Origin of the sequence: Legionella shakespearei DSM 23087, from assembly GCF_000373765.1 — a bacterium.
GTDB classification, from domain to species: Bacteria; Pseudomonadota; Gammaproteobacteria; order Legionellales; family Legionellaceae; genus Legionella; species Legionella shakespearei.
In genome coordinates this window covers 1-23873 of the sequence record NZ_KB892434.1, presented here as the reverse complement: position 1 = coordinate 23873, position 23873 = coordinate 1, and the positions used below count along the sequence as shown (strand labels likewise).

The window sequence follows — 23873 nt, the reverse complement described above, 5'->3', positions numbered from 1 at the left end:
AAGAAAACCGAGCCGCGACCGTCAGGAAGCGGAACAGTTAATCACATATCATCCAAACAAACGACGAATATCATCCGGCAAGGTCACTGATTTGTTTCGCGTGTAATCAACCCAAACAATCTTACAAACACCCTGTGCCACCAGCGTTTCGCCCTGGTAAAGATCATGATCCATGATCATGCTGGAATTACCCAGACTGTGTATTTTACTGGTTAACAATAAAGTTGCAGGATAAACAACCGGTTTTAAGTACGTACAGGCTATGTGCAGCACTATAGGCCCTGTCTGCCCGGTCATTGGGATATTCAGATCCCTTAACCATTCAATACGCGCTTCCTGAAAATAATCAAAATAGCGGACATTATTGACATGTCCTAAAGCATCCATATCGCCCCAGGCAATATCAAAGGTTTTTTGGTGTACCGTAATTTTTTGGTCAGTCATGATAAGTCCATAGGATCAACGTCCACATTCCAGCGAATTCCATTAGATAATTTATTTATTGTTAACCACTCCCGCAATTGCGTCAATGAACTCTTCAGTGCTTTTCTGGACGGCGATTTCACCAACAATTGCATACGGTGTTGATTGGCCTTACGTGGCATAGGGGCAGGTGCAGGTCCCATAACCGTCACAGGATTTATTTGAATTTGATCTTTAGTGGCATGCAAAAATTTTAAAACATGAGCAATCGCCTTCCCTTGAGCCCTGATTACCGCCAAATAATGGAAGGGTGGTAATTCAGCCTGTTGGCGAGTAGTAAGCAGTGCATCGGCAAATTGATCATAACCCTGCTGAATCAGCAGGTTAAGCAAAGGATGATCGGGTAAATGAGTTTGAATCAGTACCTGGCCTGGATGTTCCGCGCGTCCAGCCCGTCCTGCAACCTGGGTTAATAATTGCCCTAAATGCTCTACTGCCCTGAAATCCTGATTGTAGAGTCCCGCATCGGCATCAAGCACTACGACCAATGACAGCCTGGGGAAATGATGCCCTTTGGCCAGCATTTGTGTGCCTACGATTAATTGTGCCTCACCCGTATTGATCTTATCCAGATGTTCATCCAAAGCATTTTTTTTGCGAACAGCATCACGATCGATGCGCAAGACACTCGTCTCAGGAAAATAAGAACTGAGAAACTCATGGATCCTTTGTGTTCCGGCCCCAACCGGGATCAATTCCTTACTCTGACAGCTCTGGCATTGGCTGGGTATCCTGTGGATTAGTCCACAATGATGGCAAATCATTTGTCCTGATTGCCGGTGCATGGTCAAATGGCTGTCGCAGGCTCTGCAATCAGCCATCCAGCCGCATTGATGGCAGAGCAGGACTGGTGCAAAACCACGGCGATTAATAAAGACTAAAACCTGATTCTGCTGTTGCAAATGTTCTTTAATAATCTGTAAAACGGGTGCAGCCAAACCATGTTGCAAGGTCTGGGAACGCAAATCAATCAATTGGTAATGCAAGGGTACTGTAGATAATGCTTTATGATTTAAACGTAACAAAGAATATTTATTCTGTTTGCAATTATGCACGCTTTCAAGACTGGGAGTGGCAGACCCAAGGATAATCGGGATATTGGCCTGATGCGCGCGCATTAACGCGGTATCGCGTGCAGAATAGCGAACCCCTTCCATTTGCTTTAAGGAGCTGTCATGTTCTTCATCAATGACAATTAAACCGAGGTCGGGCATAGGCGTGAATACAGCAGAACGTGTGCCAATGACCATTTTTACCCGATTTTCTTTAGCTAATTGCCAGGCTATCTGACGTTCAGAATCATTCAGATTGGAATGGATGACTGCAATGGGTTGCTTAAATCGAGCCGTAAAACGAGCCAGTAATTGCGGGGTCAGCCCAATTTCAGGGACTAACACCAGCACCTGTTTCCCCGCTTTCAGAATTTTATCGATGATCTGTAAATACACTTCCGTCTTACCACTTCCGGTAACGCCTTGTAATAAAAAGCACTGATAATTATTCTGATGCTCAAGAACCCGTGATACGGCGACCGCCTGCTCAGGATTCAGAGCCAAAGGCGGTGACGGTGTATTATTTAAACTTTCGGGCAGCAGTATTTCCTGTGACAAGCTGATGATTTCCGCAGAAAGCAGAGCCAATAATTGGCTTGAAGTAAATCCTTGCCGGGTCAGGGTTTGTTTGGAAACGGGTTTTTCATGGCTCGCTAAAAAATCCACCAGCTCCAGCTGCTTACGCGCACGCGCGGGGATGTTCTTTCTGGCTTCATCAACGGATAATGCTAATTGATAGAAATCACCCACCGGTAAATGACAGGGCTCACCTGCACGGTATTTCTTGGGTAAAGCTAAAGGCAAAACTTCAGACAAAGGGGATTGGTAATAGCTGCCAATCCAGGAACAAAGGGTGAGTAATTCCTCATCCAGAACAGGTTCATCATCGATCACACTGTGAATGTTTTTCAAACCAGTACAGGAATCGGACTGGCTCTTGTTAAGGACTATGCCCAACCGCGTCTGTTTACGAAAAGGAACCCATACACGAGCACCAACACAGGGAGCTAGCCCTTCTGCCGTGTAGTCAAAGTAATCACGGCTGGTATGGGGTATACAGACATGATATACATCGTTCATTTTACTCTGTGCCATTCGTGATTTGCTGATTGTCCCGGTGCTGAAAAGACCTTAACCACCACCTTCTCAATACGATGCCTGTCCAGTTCTTCAGTGTCTTTAATTAACTCATTAACAAACCAGCGCGACAATTCCTCAACAGTAATATTGCTCAGCGGCATTAAGGTTACGTCTTCCTTTAAAAAGGGAATTTTTTTATGGTTGAAGGTAAAATAGTAATATTCATCATCCTCTGCATACTGCAAAAAAGGCGAAAACTGTGGCATGAGAAACGTCTGATTTAACTGGTGGCACAAAACGTGAATCCGCTCTTTATAATAACGATAATCAAAAGTCATTCCATTCTCTTCCACCCAGGTAGTCAGGGCGAGATAGACGCAATACATGTGTCCATGCAAGGGTTCTCTTTCGGTCGCAGAGAAAATGGTAGTATGTCCTGCAGAAAACTTCATGGATTCTTTTTGCAATTCTACAGTGGTAAGGTATCTTTTCATTTATAAACTCACTCGTTTATCATTTAATAGAAATCCATTCAGGTCGATTTCCATATTTTTTGTCAGCGCCATTACTTTAAACAGTTCACCCATTTCGCTGGGCTGAGTCAATTGTTTTATAGCCTGTTTGGCGCGAAATTGATCTTTCTCGCTGTCCAGGCTGTGGAGAAAGCCCAGCACGCCATTGGCCAGTAAAAAAGAAGCCTGATTTGTATAACCAGCCACATGAAATCCAGCCTGCTGCGCCGCTTCTGCTACATGAGTAAAATCAACATGAGCAGTAATATCCTGTTCCCCGGGATGCAATAAAGGATTGGTATGGGCGTGATGCTGGTAATGGCACATCAGAGTCCCTTGATTGCGATCAGGATGATAGTATTCGTGTCTTGGAAAACCGTAATCTATGAGTATGACAGCCCCTTTATTTAACATGCGATAACTACTAAGTAACCAGTCATCGATAAAAAGATTTACCTCAGAAAGATAAGGCGTGAGATTGTTTGGCACGTTTTTGTTAATGTAAGACAATAAACGTGTATTGTCACAAGCCTTGAACACTTCAGCCAGTTGCCCTTCTTCATTGAGTGTAATAAAACTTTCCATAACGGTATTTACGGTTTGCATAAAGCGATGTACGGGCATGGCATCCAAAACTTCATTCGCCAGCACTACTCCATTAAAAGGAGTTTCAGGCCAACGATCCAGCCAGATTACTTTATTGGCAAGATGCGGAATTTGCTCATTAATCCATTCTTCTTGCCGGTGCCGTAAATTGGCGCTGACTTCCAAAATATAATACGCATCGGGCAGGCAGTTGAGTTCTTCCAGATGGCTTAGCACATCAACACAGAGTTTCCCGGTGCCGGCACCAAATTCAAACAAAGAAGGATTGCTCAGGTGTTGCAGGACCTGTTGGCATTGGTTGGCCAGGGTTTTACCAAATAAAGGAGTGAGTTCAGGAGCGGTCATAAAGTCACCGTGTTTCCCAAGCTTTTGCAGTCCCGAACTGTAATAGCCTTGCCCTGGCGCATAGAGTGCCAGATGCATGAATTCAGCAAAGGGTATCTCCAGGTGCTTTTCCAGATGGTCATGCAGCGTTTGTATTAAATTCATAATCGATTAAACTTGTTAAAAATAAGGTGTTCATTGCGTTGGGTAGTTTATCATTAAACGCAGAAGAATAGTGAATAATTGCGAACAGGGGAACATACCTTGAATAAGGGAGACAAACAAGAAGCAAAAGTTGCTTTGGTGACCGGTGGCGCCAGACGTATCGGAGCAGCCATTGTTACAACATTACATGCTGCCGGTTATCGGGTAGTCATTCATTGTCATCATTCCTTGAATGAAGCCCATGCCCTTGCTGCAGAGTTGAATAATCAAAGAATTGATAGCGCTTTTGTTTTACAAAGAGAATTAACCGAACAAGGTGCTGCCGCGGAAATGATGAGTACAATCAGTGAGTGGGCGGGGCGTCTCGACTTATTGGTAAATAATGCTTCTGTCTTTATCCGAACAGATTGTCCTTCATTTGAAGAGGCAGATTGGGCCGGTCTTTTTGATACCAATGTCAAAGCCCCATTTTTATTGAGCCTCGCCGCCCGTCCTTTATTGAGTAAAACCTCCGGTTGCATCATTAATATCACTGATATTCATGCTGAACGCCCACTTAAAGGCTACTCCCTGTATTGTCAAAGCAAGGCAGCACTAGAAATGCAGACCAAAACTCTGGCGCGTGAACTGGCACCATCAATCAGGGTCAATGCAGTAGCACCAGGTGCTACGATCTGGCCTGAAAAGGCAAATACCCTGACCGCTCCCGAACAACAAAAGATTATCGATAAAACACCATTAAAAAGTCACGGCAATCCAGAATGTATTGCCCACGCAGTTTTGTCTTTAGCAGAAAATCCATTTATTACCGGCCAGACATTAAAAGTAGACGGCGGAAGAAGTTTGACAGGATAAGTTTTTGGCCGCGCACGGAACGTAGCCCGGTCTGCTTGCAGCCGGGATCGAACTCGCACTGATTTACGTCGTCCTGAGTGCGTCTTTTTGCGCGAAGGATTCCAAATATTGGCACCATGCCGTTTTCAGGAGATCCTTCGCGCAAAAAGACGCGCTCAGGACGACGTGGCTCGGAGAATGGCAAAGAGATGGAGTGTGTAGCCCGTATTAGGCGATAGCCGTAATACGGGATCGATGTAGCACTAGAGTCCCTTATATTCACATACCAAAAAATCCCGAATATCCCCTAAAGAATTCAACCTATAAAAACTATTGAACTGCTCTTCAGAAAACTCACCCCGAAAATAATACCGTATGAGCGATTTACTCTGTAACACCGCTTTATACTCATCTTCCAAAGAGGCCAAACCTTCCAGGTGGCTTATGAACAAAGTTCTCTTATCAGACGCAGAAATCTCCATTTTACGCTGCTCCAGCAACTCCTGATAAAGCCAGGGACGCCCACTGCCAGCCCTGCCTATCATAAATCCATCACAACTACTGATGCTCATTGCCTGCTGCAAAGAATCAACAGAACGGATATCGCCATTGGCTATCACGGGAATAGTGATCGCTTTTTTTATGGTCGCTATTTGATGGAAGTCACATTGAATATCATAATCATCTACCCAACGCCGGCCATGTACTATCAATGCATCGGCCCCAGAGGCTTCAATTAATTGTGCCAGCGCAACATCATGAGCATTACCCTGAATACGGATTTTAACCGTTAAAGGAATAGTAATCGCTGCACGCACTGCTTTAATAATGCAACTTAATTGTTCGGGTTGTTCCAGCAAAGCGCTTCCCGCGCCCTTTTTACGGATTTTGGTTTTGGGACAACCGCAATTGATATCAATTAAATCAGCCCCCTTATTTTGTAATTGCAAAGCTGCCTGAGCCATAATTTGCGGATCAGTACCCGAAATCTGGTAAGCAAGAATCTGTTCCTGCGGAGAACGATAAATATAACGCGATTCATCAGAGTGTTTATGGACAATATCCATAGCGGAACTCATTTCTGACACACAATAAGCTGGCGCTCTGAACCGATAAAACAATTCCCTGAACGGCGCACAACTATATCCCGCTAAAGGACCTTGAATCAGTCGGTGTGGCAGTTTCAGATCGCCAATAGTGAAAGGGCTGTTAATAATGGTGTGCATCAATCAAATTAGCAGATATAATTGCGCCTGATTTTAACACATTTTCACAAAGTTGTTGCAAAGAACAACAGATATCAGGAGAAGCTCCTTAATGGACAAGCGTTATTTATCCCCTTTGGAATTACTGAGTATCGCAACACAACATGCCTATTCAGCAGATTACATGTTGAATCAAATTCCGCGAGATATGATAAGAGGCGGCGACTCTATTGAAGCCTTATCTCCCATAACTACCTTAATGTATCTGGCTTTTCAGCTCACTTTTAAAGCCTATTGCCTGCATGAACACCGCCCCATAAAAGAATATAAAAACCTGATGGAGCTGGTAGAGTTAAACAGCCATCTCGGCTTCTCAAGCCAGGAGCTTTTTTTACTGAAAACCTTATCCAGACAACAAGTGTTCACCAAAGGCATTGATTACGATCTGTGGGAAAACCATCAGCAATTACATGTGTTTTGTGCCCAGGTTATTGATTTGTATGAGCGGGTTCAGATGTTAATGCCCCTGGAACTCCAACGCGACTACCAACTCTGAACGGGCGTATTTGGTGCATCTTGCACGATCTCCGGGTTAAAAAAATGCTCATGTACTTATTGTACACTCCGCTTTTTTTAACCCGGGGATCGTGCAACCTGCACTCAAATCCGTCCGTTCAGGGCTTCGGTGTGGGTTGTTCCGTATTGCGCTTCGCTCATACGGGTTAGGTATTGCTAATGTGTGTTACGACTCTTGCTCTTACCCTTACCCGATCCACGTCGTCCTGAGCGCGTCTTTTTGCGCGAAGGATCTCCCGAAATGCGGTATGGTGCCAGTATTTGGAGATCCTTCGCGCAAAAAGACGCGCTCAGGACGACGTGTGTGGCTACAAACACCGAAGCTTTACATCGGCAGCAAATAGCTTAACGTTGGGACGGATCTCTCGGAAAGGTTTTGCCGGGCCGGGTTTTTAGAGCGTTGCGCACAGGGACGTGCGCGCCGATCGCATGGATGCGGGGTTCTCTAAAAACCCGGCCCGGCAAAACCTTTCACACACCGGAGTGTCGCAGTGGCACGTCCTTGTCCATCATTTGGCACTGCGCCTTCATTTTACCAACCAGAAGCATTTTAAACCCCCTTGGCATCCGGCTCGATTCACGTTAGGATAAGATTTTTTTCAAAGGGTAAATGCAATGGAGCAATTGGACGATAAAGTCGTGGATTCTGTGCAACAGAAAGTGTTGCAATTAAGCCATCATCTTAATTCCCGGATTTTAGGCCAGAAAGGTTTAATTTCCCGCCTCTTGATTGCCTTACTTGCCGATGGCCATTTATTAGTAGAAGGGGCTCCCGGATTAGCTAAAACCAGAGCCGTTAAAGAACTATCCGATGGCGTTGAAGGTGATTTCCATCGTATCCAGTTCACTCCTGATTTACTTCCCGGAGATTTAACCGGTACAGACGTATACCACCCGCAAAATGGCTCGTTTGTCTTCCAGCCCGGTCCCATATTCCATCATCTGATCCTCGCTGATGAAATCAACCGTGCACCAGCCAAAGTACAATCAGCCCTGCTTGAAGCCATGGCGGAAAGGCAAGTAACCATTGGCGGTAAAACCTATCCCTTGCCCGAATTATTTTTAGTAATGGCAACCCAAAACCCCATTGAACAGGAAGGAACCTACCCTCTGCCAGAAGCCCAGTTAGACCGATTTTTAATGTACGTAAAAATTGGTTATCCCGATGCCAAAGTAGAACAGGATATTTTGACCCTGGCCCGCAAAGAAGCTATGGGAACTTCCATAACCAAACAAGATAAAATTCCACAGCTATCACAAAAAACCTTATTTGAAGCACGCAAACAAGTATTAAAAGTTCACACCAGCGAAGCTTTGGAAAACTATCTCGTGCAACTGGTCATAGCAACACGTAACCCAGGCGTTTACAGCGAAGAACTCGGACGTTGGTTGCGTTTTGGCGCCAGCCCTCGAGCCACAATTGCTTTAGACAGATGCTCAAAGGCTCATGCCTGGCTTGCTGGACGAGATTACGTAACACCAGATGACATCCATGTAATCGCCCATGACGTACTACGCCATCGCATTCTCTTAAGCTTTGAAGCCGAAGCGGAAGGAGTCAACAGCGATGATTTCATTGATGCCTTACTGCGCCTGGTTGCTATTCCTTAGAGGTTTTTATGGTTGATGGTGTCGTTGCAGAATTAAATGAACTTATTGATCTCAGACGTTATGCCCAATCAGTTCATTACAAGCCCGAAGGCAGAGCCTTACGTTCTGGTACCCACTTGTCCAAATTACGCGGCCGCGGCATGGATTTCTCTGAAGTGCGGAATTACCAGGCCGGGGATGAAATCCGCCACATGGAATGGCGTGTTACCGCACGCACCGGACGTCCTCATGTCAAGATTTATCAGGAAGAGCGCGAACGCCCTGTTGTCATTCTGGCAGACTTCAACCCATCAATGATTTTCGGCACCCGAGTCGCCTTTAAATCAGTAGTAGCCGCGCGATTGGCATCCATGCTGGCATGGACCGTCATCAAGCAGGATGACCGGATTGGCGGTTTCTTTTTCTCCGCCACCGAACACAGTGAATTTACTCCCAGAGGGAGAGATTCCGGAGTGCTGCCTTTACTTGCCTCTCTAAGCCATTACACCAATCAGACTGATGCACAACGGGAAGAAAAACCCAGAATGCTAAGCGATGCTTTAGCGAGATTACGCCGCGTTATCAGACCCGGGAGTATTCTGGTGCTCATCAGTGATTTTTATACCATGGATGCAGAATGTGAAAAGCATTTGCACCGTTTAAGAGCCCATAATGATATTCTGGCCTACCAGATTTGCGATCGCGTAGAACTGGCTCCGCCAAAACCACAGCAATATGCAATTACCAATGGCCAACAGGAAATCATTCTGGATACCAGCATCAGTGCAGTGAATACAGCCTATGAACTCTATTGCCAGCAACGCATAGAAAAACTCAAGGAACAATTCAAACGATTGCAGATTCAATACGTGCAGGTCACATCGGATACTGATCTGTCACAATTGGTAAGACAGACTTTCCCCAGGAGAACTCGTGGCTGAAGCAGAACCATTAGCTCAATTGAGAGATATTCATCTTCCTGAACAAATAGGCTGGTGGCCTTTAGCTTCCGGATGGTATGTCTTAATGGCGCTTGTTTTAATTTTAGTAATTGCTTTGGTTTATTATTTCTATAAAAAGTATCTGAATAGCCTGCCAAAGAAAAAGGCATTAGAACTATTGAAAACCTACACACAGCAATACGAAAAAGATCGTAATACGCAATTAGCCAGCGCCCGAATTTCCGAACTGTTGAGACGCGTTGCCCTGGTCTATTATCCCAGAACGCAGGTTGCCAGTATTCATGGTGATGGCTGGATAGATTTTTTAAATCAAACCGGCAAAAATGTTGATTTTACCCCGGTTAAATCCATGTTGCTGGATTCACCTTTTAAAACATCAGAAACCGTTAATCTTAAACCGCTGATTACCCGCGCAGAGCAATGGATTAAGCAAAGAGGAGTGCCATGTTTGAATTAGCCGCTCCATGGGTCTTGGTACTTTTGCCTTTACCTTTACTCCTTTGGTATACACTACCGCGAGCCAAAGCCAAATTACCCACCGCTTTGAAAGTCCCCTTTTTTGACGCAGTGGCAGGAATAGTGGAACAAGAGAAACGTTCCATATCGGCACAAAGCATGTTATTGCTACCTGCCTTGATTTGGGCACTGCTGGTTATTGCCTTGTCTGGACCACGCTGGATTGGTGAACCAAGACCCGTAACCCGAGATGGCTACAACATTATGATGGCTTTGGATCTTTCTGCCAGTATGGAAATTTCCGATATGTTATTGCATGGTCGTCCGGTAAGTCGTTTGACTGTGGTGAAACGCGCTGCAGAACAGTTTGTCGAAGATCGCAGTGGGGATCGCATTGGCTTAATCCTTTTTGGTACCCGTGCCTATCTGCAAACCCCTTTAACTTATGACAGACACAGTGTGCTCATGCGTATTGAAGATGCAACTCCCGGGCTTGCCGGTAAAACTACGTCTATTGGGGATGCTTTAGGTTTGGCAGTCAAGCGTTTGAATAACGTACCTAAAGAAGGCCGCATCATTATTCTTTTGACCGATGGTGCGAATAACTCAGGAGTTCTGGCTCCTTTAAAAGCCGCAGAATTGGCTAGAGATGATGGCATAAAGGTTTATACTATTGGCTTAGGATCCGAAACCGATCCGCGCGCAATGACCGGTGATTTCTTTGGCATGAATGCATCAGCAGAGCTTGATGAAGATACCTTAAAGAAAATAGCTGAAATGACTGGCGGCCGTTATTTCCGTGCAACGGATACTCAATCATTAAATTCGATTTATCAAATGATTAACCAGTTAGAAACCGTCAAACAGGAACAAGCTACTATTCGTCCTCAAAAAGAATACTATGCCTGGTTTGTTGGCCTGGCATTATTACTCTGCTTTTATTGGTTGGCCAGGAATGCTGATATAGCTTTTAAGAGCAAGTCATTGGTTCACAATCGTGAGGAGTTCAATTCATGATGGCTGAATTTCATTTTTTAAGGCCTTGGTGGCTTTTAGCGATAATCCCTTTACTCTTTTTTATTGTGCTGTTATGGCAACAAAAACCAAGACTGCATGCCTGGAGTGAAATTTGTGACAGCCATTTACTGGATCATTTGTTGCAAAGAAAAGGATCAGGAAAACGCATGTTTTCCCTTTCTTTTTTATTCCTGAGTATCCTGTTTATGATTTTAAGCAGTGCAGGCCCCTGTTGGTATAAACTGCCCGTTGCCACATATAAACCGATACAACCCAGAGTCTTAGTACTGGATATGTCGGACAATATGATGGCTACTGACTTGACTCCCAATCGTTTAAGCCGAGCTAAATTCAAGTTACATGATTTGTTCGGCCGTAAGGAAATAGGACAATTTGGCTTGATTGTTTTTACCGGCGAGCCCTTTATCGTGTCCCCCTTAACGGATGATGGTCAGACTATTTCTGCTCTTTTATCTACGCTAACCCCTGACATTATGCCCGTGGGTGGACAAAAACTGGATTCAGCTTTGGATGAGGCAAGTAATTTAATCAAGCAGGCAGGCTATAAGCAAGGACAAATTCTGGTATTGACTGCCGATACCCCCTCATCCAATGCAATGAAAACAGCCGAAAAATTGGCAAGCAAAGGGATTGATACTTCCATCATGCCCGTGAAAGCAGATAAAAATATAAACCCGCTCTATCAGAATTTTGCTAATGCAGGTAACGGACAATTATTAGAGTATTCTTCCGATTCAAGTGATTTGGAACAATGGATCAAGGCCAGCAGTAAAAATGAAGAATATGCCTTGAGTAAAGATGATGATGTTCCTGTCTGGCGTGATGAGGGGCGTTGGTTTTTAATTCCGGCTTTATTTTTGTTATTACCGGTATTTCGCAGAGGCTGGTTACAGAGGGTGGCAGTATGATCCGTAGCGTACTCATTTTATCCATTACCTGTATTTCATTTCAGGCTCAGGCATTGAGCTGGTCTGATCTGTGGCTCACTCCCGATCAGCAGGGGCAACGCTCCATGCAAAAAGGTCAATTTGGTAAAGCAAAAGAACAATTTGAACGTGAGGATTGGCAAGCAGCGGCCTCTTACAAAGCTGGTGATTACGAACATGCCGCAGAGTTATTCAAAGAGTTGAAGACAGAACAGGGATATTACAATCAGGGCAATGCCTTGGCTCATCTGGGAAAGTATGAACAGGCTATAGAAGCATATGATAAAGCATTGGGGTTGAATCCAAATAACCAGGATGCGATCTATAACCGTAAGCTGGTAAGCGACTTGTTGAAAAAAGATAAAGAGCAAAAGCAAAATCAGGAGCAGGACAGCCAAGACCAAAAGAATAAAAACCAGGACAATAAAGATCAACAAAACAAAAATCAGGACAATAAAGATCAGCAGAACAAAAACCAGGACAACAAAGATCAGCAGAACGAAAATCAGGACAACAAAGATCAGCAGAACAAAAATCAGGATAACAAAGATCAGCAGAACGAAAATCAGGATAAGCAAGATCAGCAGAATAAAAATCAGGGCAATAAAGATCAACAGGATAAAAACAAAGGCGATAAAACGCCGCAAAGTCAGGAGCAAGACAAGAATAAAGAGGGAGATAAAAAGCAGGAAGGCGAAGTGCAATCAGAAGCAGATCAGGAAAAACAGCAGGCAAATGAGCAATGGTTGCGATTGATTCCAGATGACCCTGGCGGTTTGATGAGAGAGAAATTTTTACGTGATCATTTACGAAGAGAACGCGGATGGTATCAATGAAAAAGTTATTATTAGTTTTTTTATGTTTCTTTTCTTGTGTTGTACTGGCTGAAATTCAGGTAGAGGTTGAGCCGTCACAAGTAACAATGGGTGATGTGTTTAAACTGACTTTAACTCAGGATAACGCTCAAGGCGGTGGCGTTCCTGATTTGACTGCCTTACAAAAGGATTTTGTTATCCTTGGTACGGAACGTCAGATAAATTACGCGATCGTTAACGGACAAGCAGAGTCAGCCAGCCAATGGGTCATTACCCTCAAAGCATTGAAGCCGGGTATTTTGACTATTCCTGCAATTAAATTTGGTGCAGATAAAACCAATCCTGTCACTATAAATGTGAGTGAGAATGCCCAGGACCAGGATTCACAACTGGATCCATCCCGGCAAGACGATATAATGATCACCACTGAGGTCGATGAGAAAAAACCTTACATCAACCAACAAGTGCTTTACACCGTAAAATTATATACCAACAAACGTTTGCTGGATGCAAACTATCAAGGCCCAAAAGTGGAAAATGCCTTGTTAATTCCACTGGGTGATGCAAAGCGCTACCATTCCATACAGAATAATATTAATTACGTGGTGGAAGAGCAGTCTTATGCTATTTTCCCACAAAAGAGCGGCACTTTAACCATTACAGCCCCAACCTTTACTGGTCTGGTTTATGATATTCATCCACAACGCGTACAAGCCACCGATAAACCGATCAGCTTATCAGTGCAACCTGTTCCAGCCCAATTCAAAGGTAAGCCATGGTTACCGGCAAAAGCGGTGAAATTAACCGAGCAATATGAAAATACCAGCCAGACTCTGGGGCAGGGTGGTACTTTAACTCGAAATGTAACGATGGAAGGTATAGGTATTCCTGCACAATTGTTACCCACACTCAATTTTGAAGAAACCGACGCGTTTAGTGTGTATCCAGAAAAAGGCGCAGATCGTAACCAGGTAAAACAAGGGGAGTTAGTCAGTCAGACAGAGATTAAAGTGACCTATTTGTTTAATAAGGCTGGCAAAGTAACCATCCCGGAATTACGCCTTCCATGGTTTAACATAGAGACAGGAAAAGAAGAGTTCGCTGTTTTAGCGCCAAGGAGTATGGATATTACTCCTGCAGCAACTCAGCCTGACAAGGTTGCTGCTAAAGCCGATAGCCAGGGTACTGTCAGGCCATCATCTACAGTTTCAGATTCAACATCACAAAATTCATTGAGCTGGGCATGGATCGCAGCTATTCTTTTTGCCTGTGCTTGGATAATTACTTTAGGCCTGTGGTTTTGGCAACGCCGTTCCCCTTCCAGGTCTATAAATAAAAGACAAGATAAAAAAGCACTGGATGAATTAGCCAAAGCCTGCTCGACCTGCAATCCCCAAAAAGCACGTGATGCCTTGCTACACTGGGCTTCATTCAATTGGCCTGATGCAACAGTTTTAAACCTTACTGACTTGAGCAAACTGGTTAGAGATGCCCATTTGAAGAAACAACTACATATCCTGTCTCAGGCTTTGTATCAAGGCAAAGACAAGACCTTATGGCGAGGCGATGAATTGTTACGAGCCGTCAAGGCCCTGAAACGGGCAAATGCCGCGAAAAAGAGCGCTCCTAACGTTTTGCCACCTATTAATCCCTTCTAACGCGCTCAGGACGACGTGGAAAGGATCGTAGCCCGTATTAGCGAAGCGTAATACGGGACATTGCCACTTTGATCCTGTATTACGCTCCGCTAATACAGGCTACAGCTCTTACGCAAGGATTATTGTCTATAATTCAAATACCAATCCTGTCCACACGAGAACGACATGCTAATCCGCGAATACATTCAGTACGATGCATATGAGCTAGCAGCCCTAATCAAAAGCCGCCAGATCAGCGCGCAAGAAGCACTGACTTGCGCCCTTACCAGGATTGATGAAGTCAATCCCGTTCTCAATGCGGTAGTAACGGATTGTAGTGAATTTGCCAATAACTGCCTGTCAGAAATGAAAGGAAATGAACCCTTTTATGGTGTTCCCTTGTTAGTAAAAGATTTAGGGCATGCATTGCAGGGAATAAGGATGACGGAAGGTTCGCGCTTTTTTGCCGACAATTTGGCAAAAAAGAACAGTGATTTGGTCAGCAAACTTATTGCTATGGGTTTTATCCCCATTGCCAAAACCAACACTCCTGAATTAGGGCTTTCCTATGTCACTGAATCGCTATTACTTGGCCCTTGTCGTAATCCCTTTGAACCAGGCAGAACACCTGGCGGTTCATCGGGCGGTTCTGCTGCCGCAGTAGCTGCCGGTATTGCCCCAGTAGCTACCGCAAGTGATGGTGGGGGATCCATTCGTATTCCTGCTGCATGTTGCGGGTTATTTGGCTTTAAACCCACAACCGGCCTGACGCCAACAGGCCCCTGGGTTGGCGAACTTTGGTCTGGTATGGCCACTAATTTTGTGCTCACCCGTACAGTCAGGGATTCGACATTAATATTCAATCACTTAATGAAGCAAAATCTGGACTATCCGCTGAGCAGGGAAAAAAAATCATTGAACATCGCCATCCTGGAAGGGGCGTTTGCTCAGGTTCCCGTTGCTACAGAGTGTCTTAATGCAGTAAAAAACATGGAAGAAATACTGAAAAGTGCAGGGCATCAGGTGGTTCAGAAGCAATTGCCTCTTGATCTTGACCTTATTGGCAGCAGTGCAATGATATTAATTGCTGCAAATACTTGTGCGGCTATAAAAGCCCGTGAGCAGGAAACAGGCCTATCCGTACAGGTTCATGATGTGGAACCTGTAACCTGGGAATTTTATCAACGTGGACTGACTATTTCTGCTTATGAACTGATTTTGGCAAAAAACAGGTTGTATCAGGCATTAAACCCTTTGCATGAATTTTTAGAACACCACGATATGGTACTAACACCTGCATTGGCGCAATTACCTTTATTAATAGGCCAATTAAGAACGGATGACCAATTCGACAGTTACCTGCAAAAAAACATCAATTTTTCTCCCTTTACATCTTTATTTAATCAGGCTGGATTACCGGCGATGACGGTTCCTGTCATATGGCACGAAGAACTTCCTGTATCAGTACAAATAGGCGCTGCCAAAGGAGCCGATCTGCTTTTATTGTCATTAGCTCATGAGTTGGAAGCAGTAATACCCAAATTTACTCCAAAATTGAATTTAATATAGGCTGTAGCCCGTATTAGCAAAGCGTAATACGGGTTCAAAGTGTATAAATATATTGTAGCATTACTCGCTATTTGCTCAACGCCATATTATAATTTTAATTACTTATAGAGGATTATGACGTGTTGCAATCATCTCTTTGTGCCAATATTTTTGAGCATTCAGAAAAGATAAAAATACAGTAAGTAAAACTCATAAGTGCTTGTTTAATTTTATTTGGAACGTAGAAATGTCTGTTAAAGAAACTGGCCACGTTAAGTGGTTTAATGATGATAAAGGGTATGGCTTCATAAGTCGTGATAATGGTCAAGATGATGTGTTTGTGCATTTTCGCTCTATCATAAGTAGTGCCGGGCGTAAAACTTTAGTTGAAGGGCAACGGGTAGAATTCCTGGTGACTAAAGGTGCTAAAGGACTACAAGCTGAAGAAGTAACAGCGTTATAATGTCTTTAGAGCTGTAGCCCGCATTAGCCTAATGCGGGAATTAGCTCATTACCACTTCGATTCCCGGCTGCAAGCAGACCGGGTTACGAATCGTGCCAGGACTTGGTGAGAGCTGTATCACGGTTACGACATCATTTGTTTTTGGATTTACGTCCCTTGCTGATGATTTGCACTGCTACTTGTTTGGTATAAAAACTGGCGGTCAGATAGCGATATTTAACCCTGTTTTCTTTAACCCATTCCTGAAAAGCTTTAAATTCATCCTCCCGCCAATTGGGATTGCCTATATATTCGTCGAAAACAATGACTGTGCCAGGAATAATTTGTTTTCCTAATTCATCCAATACAAGCTTGGTTGATGAATACAAATCACAATCTATATTGATAAAGGCTATTGGTTCCTGATGATTCTTTTTAAAATCGGGTAAAGTTTCATTAAACCAGCCTGGGACAAGAGTTATATTCTTCGCCAGTTGAGGTATTTTACCTTGAGTAGTATAAGAGCCAGCCATTTCCCAATACCAGTTTTCAGGCAAGCCCTGAAAACTGTCAAATCCAAAGACAGTACGTGGAGCGAATAATTTAGCAAGATGGGATATAGAATAACCAAAGCGGACACCAAATTCCAAAATCAGGCCTTCTTTGGCAACAAATTGGGATAAGACATCAAAAGTCTGATAAGTGGTTCCGGTATATATCAAATCCTTATTTGCATGTTTACTTAAATAATCTGCCGCATCAATAATGTCAAAGCGTTTGAGACTTCGGTAGGCATCTATAGGTGTTTTATTCTCGCCACTGAGTACATCAATAGCGATTCGCTGGCAGCAAAAATAATCAGGAGCCTTAATACGTTTGATTGCCCTGTCGAGTAACGAGGTTATTGCTGCTTGTTTTTTCAGAAAAATGTAAACTGGATGCAGCAAGATAGTAATATGGCCTTCAAGATCAACATCATCATACGGTTCCAGAATTCGCTGCGCTTCTTTAACATGATTCAGGTCAATCAAAATAATAGCTTTGGCCCAATTTGAGAGCAGATTATTCATTCCATCTAACCTGGGAAGAAGGGGCAACGCTTCACTGGGGCGCCCTTGTTGCCTTAATGCAAAAATATAATAAATCAAACTTTCGTTATCGATTTGATCTGTGCTGAAAGCATCGAAAATGTTGCATGCTTCTAAAGAATATTCTCCTTGCGCCAGAGCACGTGCTGCCATGAGAGCTGCAGTAATATTCGTTTTATTGAAGAGATAGGATTGCCAGAACATACAACTTGCTTCCAGGTATTGTTGCAATTGCATTAATACGTTGCCTTTTTGATAGCAGGCAGCAAAAAATTGGGGGCGGAGAGTTATTGCCTGATTATAATAGTCAAGAGCAAGAGTGAGATCTCCTGCTGCAAATGCTTTATCTCCATTTTCTTTTAAAACAAAGGGGTCGTTCATACCCTTCTCCAATCCTTTAGAGGCGTTACTTATCTATAGTAGTCCATATTTGCAAAATACTTAAGTCAAATATCATATAAAAATCCTTATTTATCAATAAGGCATTTAATTCTGGCTTTCAGAGCAAACATCGGTATAATAAAAGGTATCAAACTTGGCCAGGATGCTTAATGAAAAAAATCATCACCCTGTTTTTGATCTCTTTTTCCTTTAATATCAATGCTTCACATCCAGTTAGCGGTACTTTCGAAGCGACACAATCATGCCCTGCATACCTCTCTAAAAACAGTAAATCCAATCCTGACAATTTAAGTGTAGAGCCCAATAAACATTATCAGCTAAAAGAAATTAATAAATCACCACCCGACTGGGTACGAGTCGAGTTTCCAGATCATCATCACACATTGCGTTGGGTCAGTGCCAGTTGCGGCGTATCAGAATACAATGAGCGTAATCCTAATAATTGTGATGGCAGTTCGGGGAAAGCTGATTCCCATGTATTAGCCCTTAGTTCACAGGCGGGCTTTTGTGAAACTTACGGTTACGAAGCAGGAAAACCTGAATGCTTTAAATTATCCAAAAATTCTTATCAGGCCAGGCATTTAACGTTACATGGCCTGTGGCCAAATCAAGAGAGTTGTGGCCAGCGCTATGGTTTTTGTGGCGTCAAACCGCGGCCAAACCATTGCGATTATTCGCCACTTGAATTAAGTAAAAATGTTTCAGAAAATCTGAAAAAATTAATGCCCAGCTATCATTACGGCAGTTGTCTGGAACGGCATGAATGGAACAAGCATGGAAGTTGCCAGATTTTAAGTACGGACGACTATTTTAGCCTGGCCATGCGTTTGGTTGAGGAAGTAGATCAATCCGCATTTGGCAAATATTTAACAGCTAATAAAGGAGAAACCGTACCTCTGGCTACTTTGAGGGAGCTGATAGGGAAAGCTTTTGGCAAAAACAGTCAGGGTAAAATTTATCTTGGTTGTAAAAATGGCAAATTAGTCGATATCTTCATCCAATTACCAGCATTGTTGCCTGCTGATGAGTCCATCGAATCGCTAATTGCCAAGGCACCTGACAATCAATACCACGATGCCTGTACCAAATATGTAACTATTTCCAACTTCAGCCGCGAGTCCTGGATTTAGAAATCCAGGAGGATCTACGTCGTCCTGAGCGCGTCTTTTTGCGCGAAGGATCTCCTAAAAGCGGCATGGTGCCAGTATTTGGAGATCCTTCGCGCAAAAAGACGCGCTCAGGACGACGGGGAGTCGAGTGATGATATGGATCGACAACCACGTATCACGGAACGATGTACGAATGATCTTACCCTTGCACATTACCAGAACTTCCTCTAATGTAGAGAGATTATTGATACAGGAACAAAGACTATGTTAAAGCAGCGCTATTTATTGATTTTACTTGCCTTTTTTTTAGCAGGTTGCGCTCATCACCATAAAGAAAAAGCTCCCGACCCCGTTGTAAAGTACTCAAAAAGCAGTACAAAACAATACCGACAGGTTACAGCCTTTAACCGAGTTGACGTTCAGGGACGCGTTAATGTGCATTTACATACCGGCTACAAAAAGCCACAACTTATTCTGACGGGCGATCCCAGAGATTTGGCTCAAGTGAAAGTTCAAGTTAACCAGAATACTTTATATGTGTCTTTAGGTGAAGGTTACCCTCGTTTTGGTGCGGTCAATGCAGATGTGCGTGGTCGTTTTCTCAATGGATTTCATTATGAAGGAGCTGGCTTTATAACCGGTAATCGATTACACACCAGCTACCTTGATTTATATTTGGCAAATCAGGGGACTACCCGATTAGCCGGAAGTATTGGCTTGCAAAAACTCGTTGTTGTTGGCAACGGACAGACGCAAATAAATGGTATCACAAGCCGGAATTTGCGAGTTACTTTAAAAGGAAATCCTAAAGTACAATTAACCGGTTTTGTCAACCTGGCAAAAATAAATATCGATGGCGATGGCTGGTTAAGCTTATATTGGGTGAAAAGTGATAACCTCACCGTAAGGGCGAAGAAAGCATCCAAAATCCAATTGGCGGGTATTGTAAATCGCCTGGACGTTGAATTATGGGGAGTCGCCCAATTTAAAGGGAGGTATTTACGCGCCCAACGCAGTTTTGTGAAAACACATGATAAATCTGTAGCAGAAATTTCATCAGTGAATCATCAAAGCAGTCTCGCTACCGATGCCAGTGACATATACTATTTTAATATTCCTGTAACCCGTGCAGATTTTATGGCATACAGCGGTTCAGTTTTGAATATGCGCGAGTGGAGTCCATACGATACGCAAGACTTTAACCGTTACAATAAACAGTTCCCTTAGATTAACGGAAATTTCCAGGGGCTTCCCCGACTTCTACCAGAGCCACGTCGTCCTGAGCGCGTCTTTTTGCGCGAAGGATCTCCAAATTGTGGTACCATAGTATAGCAGAGCGTAATACATGATCGAAGTGTGGCACTATCCCGGCTGCAAGCAGACCGGGCTACGAATCAGACATGTCCCCAGGTTCAAAAAATGAAATCCGGAGCAATAAGTAAACTCTCATCATTGTCATGCCTGCCATGATTCATTTGTTCACAAAAGCTATCCAATATGAAGTTTGTTGTTTCTTCATCTTCAAACAGGTCACATGCCGCATACATGGCAGCAGCGATTGCTGCGGTACATACTAACAAATCACCTGGAGATAAAAGAAGTCCAGATGAACGCCCAAAAAATGAATTAAAATTCACAAAATACTCCTAATGTCACAAAAAATGGCCGATAAAAATACAGTGGATTTGCTTTTTTTGCAATAACTATTATGAATATGCCTATTCGTATAAGGTGAAAAGGTGTAGGGGCTACTTCTGGCGGTTAATACAGTCGATAATTTCCTGCAGATCATTATCCAGAGGTAACACATGAGCTGAATTTTCCAACCAATGGATGGATACATTAGCAAAAGGTGCAAACAATTGCCCTACTTCTGCTGAAGCTACCACAGCATCATCAGTTCCCAGAAACAGATCAGTAGGGCACGTTGGCGCGACCCATTGAAACTGTTTTGCCAGTGTCAGCATCTCGATGATCGTAGCAACAGGCAATTTCCTGTAAGCAATTTCAGCATTGATATTTGTTTTCAGATTTCCGGCTGCATTACGCATGTAACGAAATCCTAAAAATTGGAGTGTTTTAGCCAATTTCAACATGGCATCAATATTCATATGCAATTTCAAGGCTGGCGCTAAAAGAAAAAGATGATTTAATGAAAAGCGCTGGCTTAAATCACAAGCCAGTAAACCGCCCAGAGATAACCCCAAAACATCCACTTTTTTATATTCTTTAACCAATCCTGCACAAGCATCGTTTGCGCTTTTTAGCCATTCTGCAGATTTACACTGGGAGAACGCTTCAATGCTTTGCGCATGACCAGGTAAAACAGGACAGACAATCGCATCATAATTTTTTAGTTTGGGAATAATAAAGCGATAGACTGCTGGTGAGGAGGAAAATCCATGCAGAACCAGCAAGGCTCGTTCTTTTCCGGCTCCACGCTGGTTTATCGGTTGAAGTAAATCAAGCTCTTCCTGATTTAAACCAGAGAGGTGTTTGCCCCGGCGCATAAAACGAAAATCATTGTAATTCATAATCAGCCTGTTTATCAATGTATCAGATGATTGATATTTGAGTTATATAACGGGATAAAGTGTATGGTTTTTGTAAATTATTTTATTCTGTATTTATTATAGGATTAATTTTGCTATGATGACACCTTCTTATTTTATTGTGTGGGTGTGTATGCCAGATTTACAACCAATGTCTATAGACAGTTCTTATGAACCCAGGGATTCAGTAGATGTTTTTAATTCATATGATGGTATGGCTCAAGGACATAATCAAAAAATAGATGGGAAAAAACTGATAAATCAAGGGATTAAATTTGTAGCCGATCATCCTGAACTTATGGCCGCATTAGCTCTTTAATTTTATTTAATCTTTATTCTGACTATTTTGTTTTCTTTTTTTTATGCTAACGGCAGGGTTCATAATGATGTGCTATCTTTAAATTAATAGCATAATCAGATTGAGGTCTATTTCTATGGCTGATGAGAGCAGTACTAATTCTGGTTCTAGCGGTTCTGGCTCTCCCAGTATAGGCAGTGGTTCCAGTTCACCGAGCATGGGCAGCGGCTCCAGTTCCCCCAGCATGGGCAGTGGCTCCAGTTCCCCCAGTATGGGTAGTGGTTCCGGTTCTCCTAGTTCGGGCAGTGGCTCTAGTTCCCCCAGTATGGGCAGTGGTTCCGGTTCTCCCAGTTCGGGTAGTGGTTCCAGTTCGCCGAGTATGGGCAGTGGCTCTAGTTCTCCCAGTATGGGCAGTGGTTCCAGTTCTCCTAGTTCGGGCAGTGGCTCCAGTTCCCCTAGCATGGGTAGCGGTTCCGGTTCACCGAGTATGGGCAGTGGCTCTAGTTCCCCCAGCATGGGTAGTGGTTCCGGTTCTCCTAGTTCGGGTAGTGGCTCCAGTTCCCCCAGCATGGGCAGTGGCTCTGGTTCACCGAGCATGGGCAGCGGCTCCAGTTCCCCCAGCATGGGTAGTGGTTCAGGTTCCCCCAGCATGGGTAGCGGCTCCGGTTCTCCTAGTTCGGGTAGTGGCTCCAGTTCCCCCAGTATGGGTAGCGGTTCAGGTTCCCCCAGCATGGGCAGTGGCTCTAGTTCCCCCAGTATGGGCAGTGGTTCCGGTTCTCCTAGTTCGGGTAGTGGCTCCAGTTCCCCCAGCATGGGCAGTGGTTCCGGTTCTCCTAGTTCGGGTAGTGGCTCCAGTTCCCCGAGCATGGGCAGTGGTTCCGGTTCCCCCAGTATGGGCAGTGGTTCCGGTTCTCCTAGTTCGGGTAGTGGCTCCAGTTCCCCCAGCATGGGCAGTGGTTCCGGTTCTCCTAGTTCGGGTAGTGGCTCCAGTTCCCCCAGNATGGGCAGTGGTTCCGGTTCTCCTAGTTCGGGTAGTGGCTCCAGTTCCCCCAGTATGGGCAGTGGCTCCGGTTCTCCTAGTTCGGGTAGTGGTTCAGGTTCCCCCAGCATGGGCAGTGGTTCCGGTTCTCCTAGTTCGGGTAGTGGTTCAGGTTCCCCCAGCATGGGCAGTGGCTCCGGCTCTCCTAGTTCGGGTAGTGGTTCAGGTTCCCCTAGTATGGGCAGTGGCTCCGGCTCTCCTAGTTCAGGTAGTGGTTCAGGTTCCCCCAGCATGGGCAGTGGCTCCGGTTCTCCTAGTTCGGGCAGCGGTTCAGGTTCCCCCAGTATGGGCAGTGGCTCCGGCTCTCCTAGTTCGGGTAGTGGTTCAGGTTCCCCCAGTATGGGCAGTGGCTCCGGTTCTCCGACATCAGGCTCTTCTCACTCGCATGGCATACAAGATGTGAGTGTTAATACGCAACAGCAAATTCTTGGCACTCAGAAAAAAATGGATAAGCAGGAAGCTGATGACGAGAAAAAAGTTGATAAAGCCGGAAAGGCTGCAACTAGTGGTGTAGATACAGCTCTTGATGCATCCAAAAAGGCAAATGATGCTGTTTTACCTAAAAAAGATCCTAAAGGTTCCGACATGCAGCAGCTTTTGGACGAATTAGGTCAAATGGTTAAGGATATTAACAATTCAGTAAACGGCGTAATAGCTGATGGTATAAAACTTGGCATAGATACTGGTTCGAAAGTTACACAAAAAACAATGCATAAAACGCAGAAAGAAGGTGTTGATTTTGCTGCGGCGGAGACAGATTACGGGGTAGAACAGACTGGGTCTAAACTGCATAAGGCTGAGTCGGGATCAGGTTCGCAGAGCATGGGCAGCGGCTCCAGTTCCCCCAGTATGGGCAGTGGTTCCGGTTCTCCTAGTTCGGGTAGTGGCTCCAGTTCCCCCAGCATGGGTAGCGGTTCCGGTTCTCCTAGTTCGGGTAGTGGCTCCGGTTCACCGAGCATGGGCAGTGGCTCCGGTTCCCCCAGTATGGGCAGTGGCTCCGGTTCTCCTAGTTCGGGTAGTGGCTCCGGTTCACCGAGCATGGGCAGCGGCTCCAGTTCCCCCAGTATGGGCAGTGGTTCCGGTTCTCCTAGTTCGGGTAGTGGCTCCAGTTCCCCGAGCATGGGCAGTGGTTCC

The 23873-nt window shown here is 44.4% G+C and carries 23 protein-coding genes; 15 read left to right on the top strand and 8 right to left on the bottom strand.

What is annotated here, in order from left to right; all coding sequences use genetic code 11:
* Positions 1-48: 48 nt before the first annotated feature.
* The 4 genes from B094_RS0113340 to B094_RS0113325 are packed head-to-tail and all read right to left on the bottom strand — an operon-like array spanning position 49 to position 4222.
* Positions 49-444, bottom strand: a complete 396-nt coding sequence (locus B094_RS0113340) for an acyl-CoA thioesterase (RefSeq protein WP_018578314.1) — start codon at positions 442-444, stop codon at positions 49-51.
* Positions 441-2615, bottom strand: coding sequence for a primosomal protein N' (locus B094_RS0113335; protein ID WP_018578313.1), 2175 nt, complete (start codon positions 2613-2615; stop codon positions 441-443). Before B094_RS0113335 ends, B094_RS0113340 begins: the two co-directional genes overlap by 4 nt.
* Complete coding sequence (locus tag B094_RS0113330; protein WP_018578312.1) at positions 2612-3109, bottom strand: 6-pyruvoyl trahydropterin synthase family protein; 498 nt, start codon at positions 3107-3109, stop codon at positions 2612-2614. Before B094_RS0113330 ends, B094_RS0113335 begins: the two co-directional genes overlap by 4 nt.
* Positions 3110-4222, bottom strand: coding sequence for a class I SAM-dependent methyltransferase (locus B094_RS0113325; protein ID WP_018578311.1), 1113 nt, complete (start codon positions 4220-4222; stop codon positions 3110-3112).
* Between the two features lie 99 nt (positions 4223-4321).
* Between B094_RS0113325 and B094_RS0113320 the strand changes: the two genes are divergently transcribed.
* Positions 4322-5077 carry a pteridine reductase gene (locus tag B094_RS0113320; RefSeq protein ID WP_018578310.1) on the top strand — a complete coding sequence of 252 codons (756 nt, stop codon included), beginning with the start codon at positions 4322-4324 and terminating at the stop codon, positions 5075-5077.
* 242 nt (positions 5078-5319) lie between these two features.
* Here B094_RS0113320 and B094_RS0113315 read toward each other — a convergent pair whose 3' ends face one another.
* Positions 5320-6282, bottom strand: a complete 963-nt coding sequence (locus B094_RS0113315) for a tRNA dihydrouridine synthase (protein ID WP_018578309.1) — start codon at positions 6280-6282, stop codon at positions 5320-5322.
* 91 nt (positions 6283-6373) lie between these two features.
* On the opposite strand from B094_RS0113315, the gene B094_RS0113310 reads away from it, so the two are divergent.
* From B094_RS0113310 to B094_RS0113265, 10 genes are all read left to right on the top strand, one after another.
* Positions 6374-6817 (top strand): hypothetical protein, encoded by a 444-nt coding sequence (locus tag B094_RS0113310; RefSeq protein ID WP_018578308.1) that lies wholly within the window; start codon positions 6374-6376, stop codon positions 6815-6817.
* 635 nt (positions 6818-7452) lie between these two features.
* Positions 7453-8448, top strand: coding sequence for an AAA family ATPase (locus B094_RS0113305; RefSeq protein ID WP_018578307.1), 996 nt, complete (start codon positions 7453-7455; stop codon positions 8446-8448).
* A gap of 8 nt (positions 8449-8456) precedes the next feature.
* Positions 8457-9368, top strand: a complete 912-nt coding sequence (locus tag B094_RS0113300) for a DUF58 domain-containing protein (protein WP_018578306.1) — start codon at positions 8457-8459, stop codon at positions 9366-9368.
* A complete protein-coding gene (locus tag B094_RS0113295; RefSeq protein WP_018578305.1) occupies positions 9361-9846 on the top strand; it encodes a DUF4381 domain-containing protein in 486 nt (161 codons plus the stop codon). The genes B094_RS0113300 and B094_RS0113295 overlap by 8 nt, the downstream gene beginning before the upstream one ends.
* A complete protein-coding gene (locus tag B094_RS0113290) occupies positions 9834-10862 on the top strand; it encodes a vWA domain-containing protein (RefSeq protein WP_018578304.1) in 1029 nt (342 codons plus the stop codon). The genes B094_RS0113295 and B094_RS0113290 overlap by 13 nt, the downstream gene beginning before the upstream one ends.
* Positions 10859-11791, top strand: coding sequence for a vWA domain-containing protein (locus B094_RS0113285; protein ID WP_018578303.1), 933 nt, complete (start codon positions 10859-10861; stop codon positions 11789-11791). The genes B094_RS0113290 and B094_RS0113285 overlap by 4 nt, the downstream gene beginning before the upstream one ends.
* A complete protein-coding gene (locus B094_RS0113280; protein ID WP_018578302.1) occupies positions 11788-12645 on the top strand; it encodes a tetratricopeptide repeat protein in 858 nt (285 codons plus the stop codon). Before B094_RS0113285 ends, B094_RS0113280 begins: the two co-directional genes overlap by 4 nt.
* Entirely contained in the window at positions 12642-14282 is a 1641-nt protein-coding gene (locus tag B094_RS0113275; protein ID WP_018578301.1) for a BatD family protein, read from the top strand. Before B094_RS0113280 ends, B094_RS0113275 begins: the two co-directional genes overlap by 4 nt.
* Positions 14283-14447: 165 nt before the next feature.
* On the top strand, positions 14448-15830 hold the full coding sequence (locus B094_RS0113270; RefSeq protein WP_018578300.1) for an amidase: 1383 nt from the start codon (positions 14448-14450) through the stop codon (positions 15828-15830).
* Between the two features lie 226 nt (positions 15831-16056).
* The gene (locus B094_RS0113265; RefSeq protein WP_018578299.1) at positions 16057-16272 is read left to right on the top strand and encodes a cold-shock protein; all 216 of its coding nucleotides are present in this window, start codon (positions 16057-16059) and stop codon (positions 16270-16272) included.
* A gap of 131 nt (positions 16273-16403) precedes the next feature.
* Here the strand turns inward: B094_RS0113265 and B094_RS0113260 are convergent, their stop codons facing one another.
* On the bottom strand, positions 16404-17720 hold the full coding sequence (locus tag B094_RS0113260; RefSeq protein ID WP_018578298.1) for a TylF/MycF/NovP-related O-methyltransferase: 1317 nt from the start codon (positions 17718-17720) through the stop codon (positions 16404-16406).
* A 170-nt stretch (positions 17721-17890) separates the two neighbouring features.
* Between B094_RS0113260 and B094_RS0113255 the strand changes: the two genes are divergently transcribed.
* Both B094_RS0113255 and B094_RS0113250 read left to right on the top strand, forming a co-directional pair.
* Positions 17891-18871, top strand: a complete 981-nt coding sequence (locus B094_RS0113255) for a ribonuclease T2 family protein (RefSeq protein ID WP_018578297.1) — start codon at positions 17891-17893, stop codon at positions 18869-18871.
* Positions 18872-19114: 243 nt separating this feature from the next.
* Positions 19115-20077 carry a GIN domain-containing protein gene (locus tag B094_RS0113250; RefSeq protein WP_018578296.1) on the top strand — a complete coding sequence of 321 codons (963 nt, stop codon included), beginning with the start codon at positions 19115-19117 and terminating at the stop codon, positions 20075-20077.
* Positions 20078-20262: 185 nt separating this feature from the next.
* Here the strand turns inward: B094_RS0113250 and B094_RS0113245 are convergent, their stop codons facing one another.
* Positions 20263-20487: a hypothetical protein gene (locus B094_RS0113245; RefSeq protein ID WP_018578295.1), complete on the bottom strand. Its 225-nt coding sequence runs from the start codon at positions 20485-20487 to the stop codon at positions 20263-20265.
* A 111-nt stretch (positions 20488-20598) separates the two neighbouring features.
* On the bottom strand, positions 20599-21384 hold the full coding sequence (locus B094_RS0113240; protein ID WP_018578294.1) for an alpha/beta hydrolase: 786 nt from the start codon (positions 21382-21384) through the stop codon (positions 20599-20601).
* A 115-nt stretch (positions 21385-21499) separates the two neighbouring features.
* On the opposite strand from B094_RS0113240, the gene B094_RS0113235 reads away from it, so the two are divergent.
* A complete protein-coding gene (locus B094_RS0113235) occupies positions 21500-21721 on the top strand; it encodes a hypothetical protein (protein WP_018578293.1) in 222 nt (73 codons plus the stop codon).
* A gap of 1249 nt (positions 21722-22970) precedes the next feature.
* Positions 22971-23873: hypothetical protein (locus tag B094_RS17515; protein ID WP_018578291.1), on the top strand; the 903-nt coding region annotated here is incomplete at its 3' end.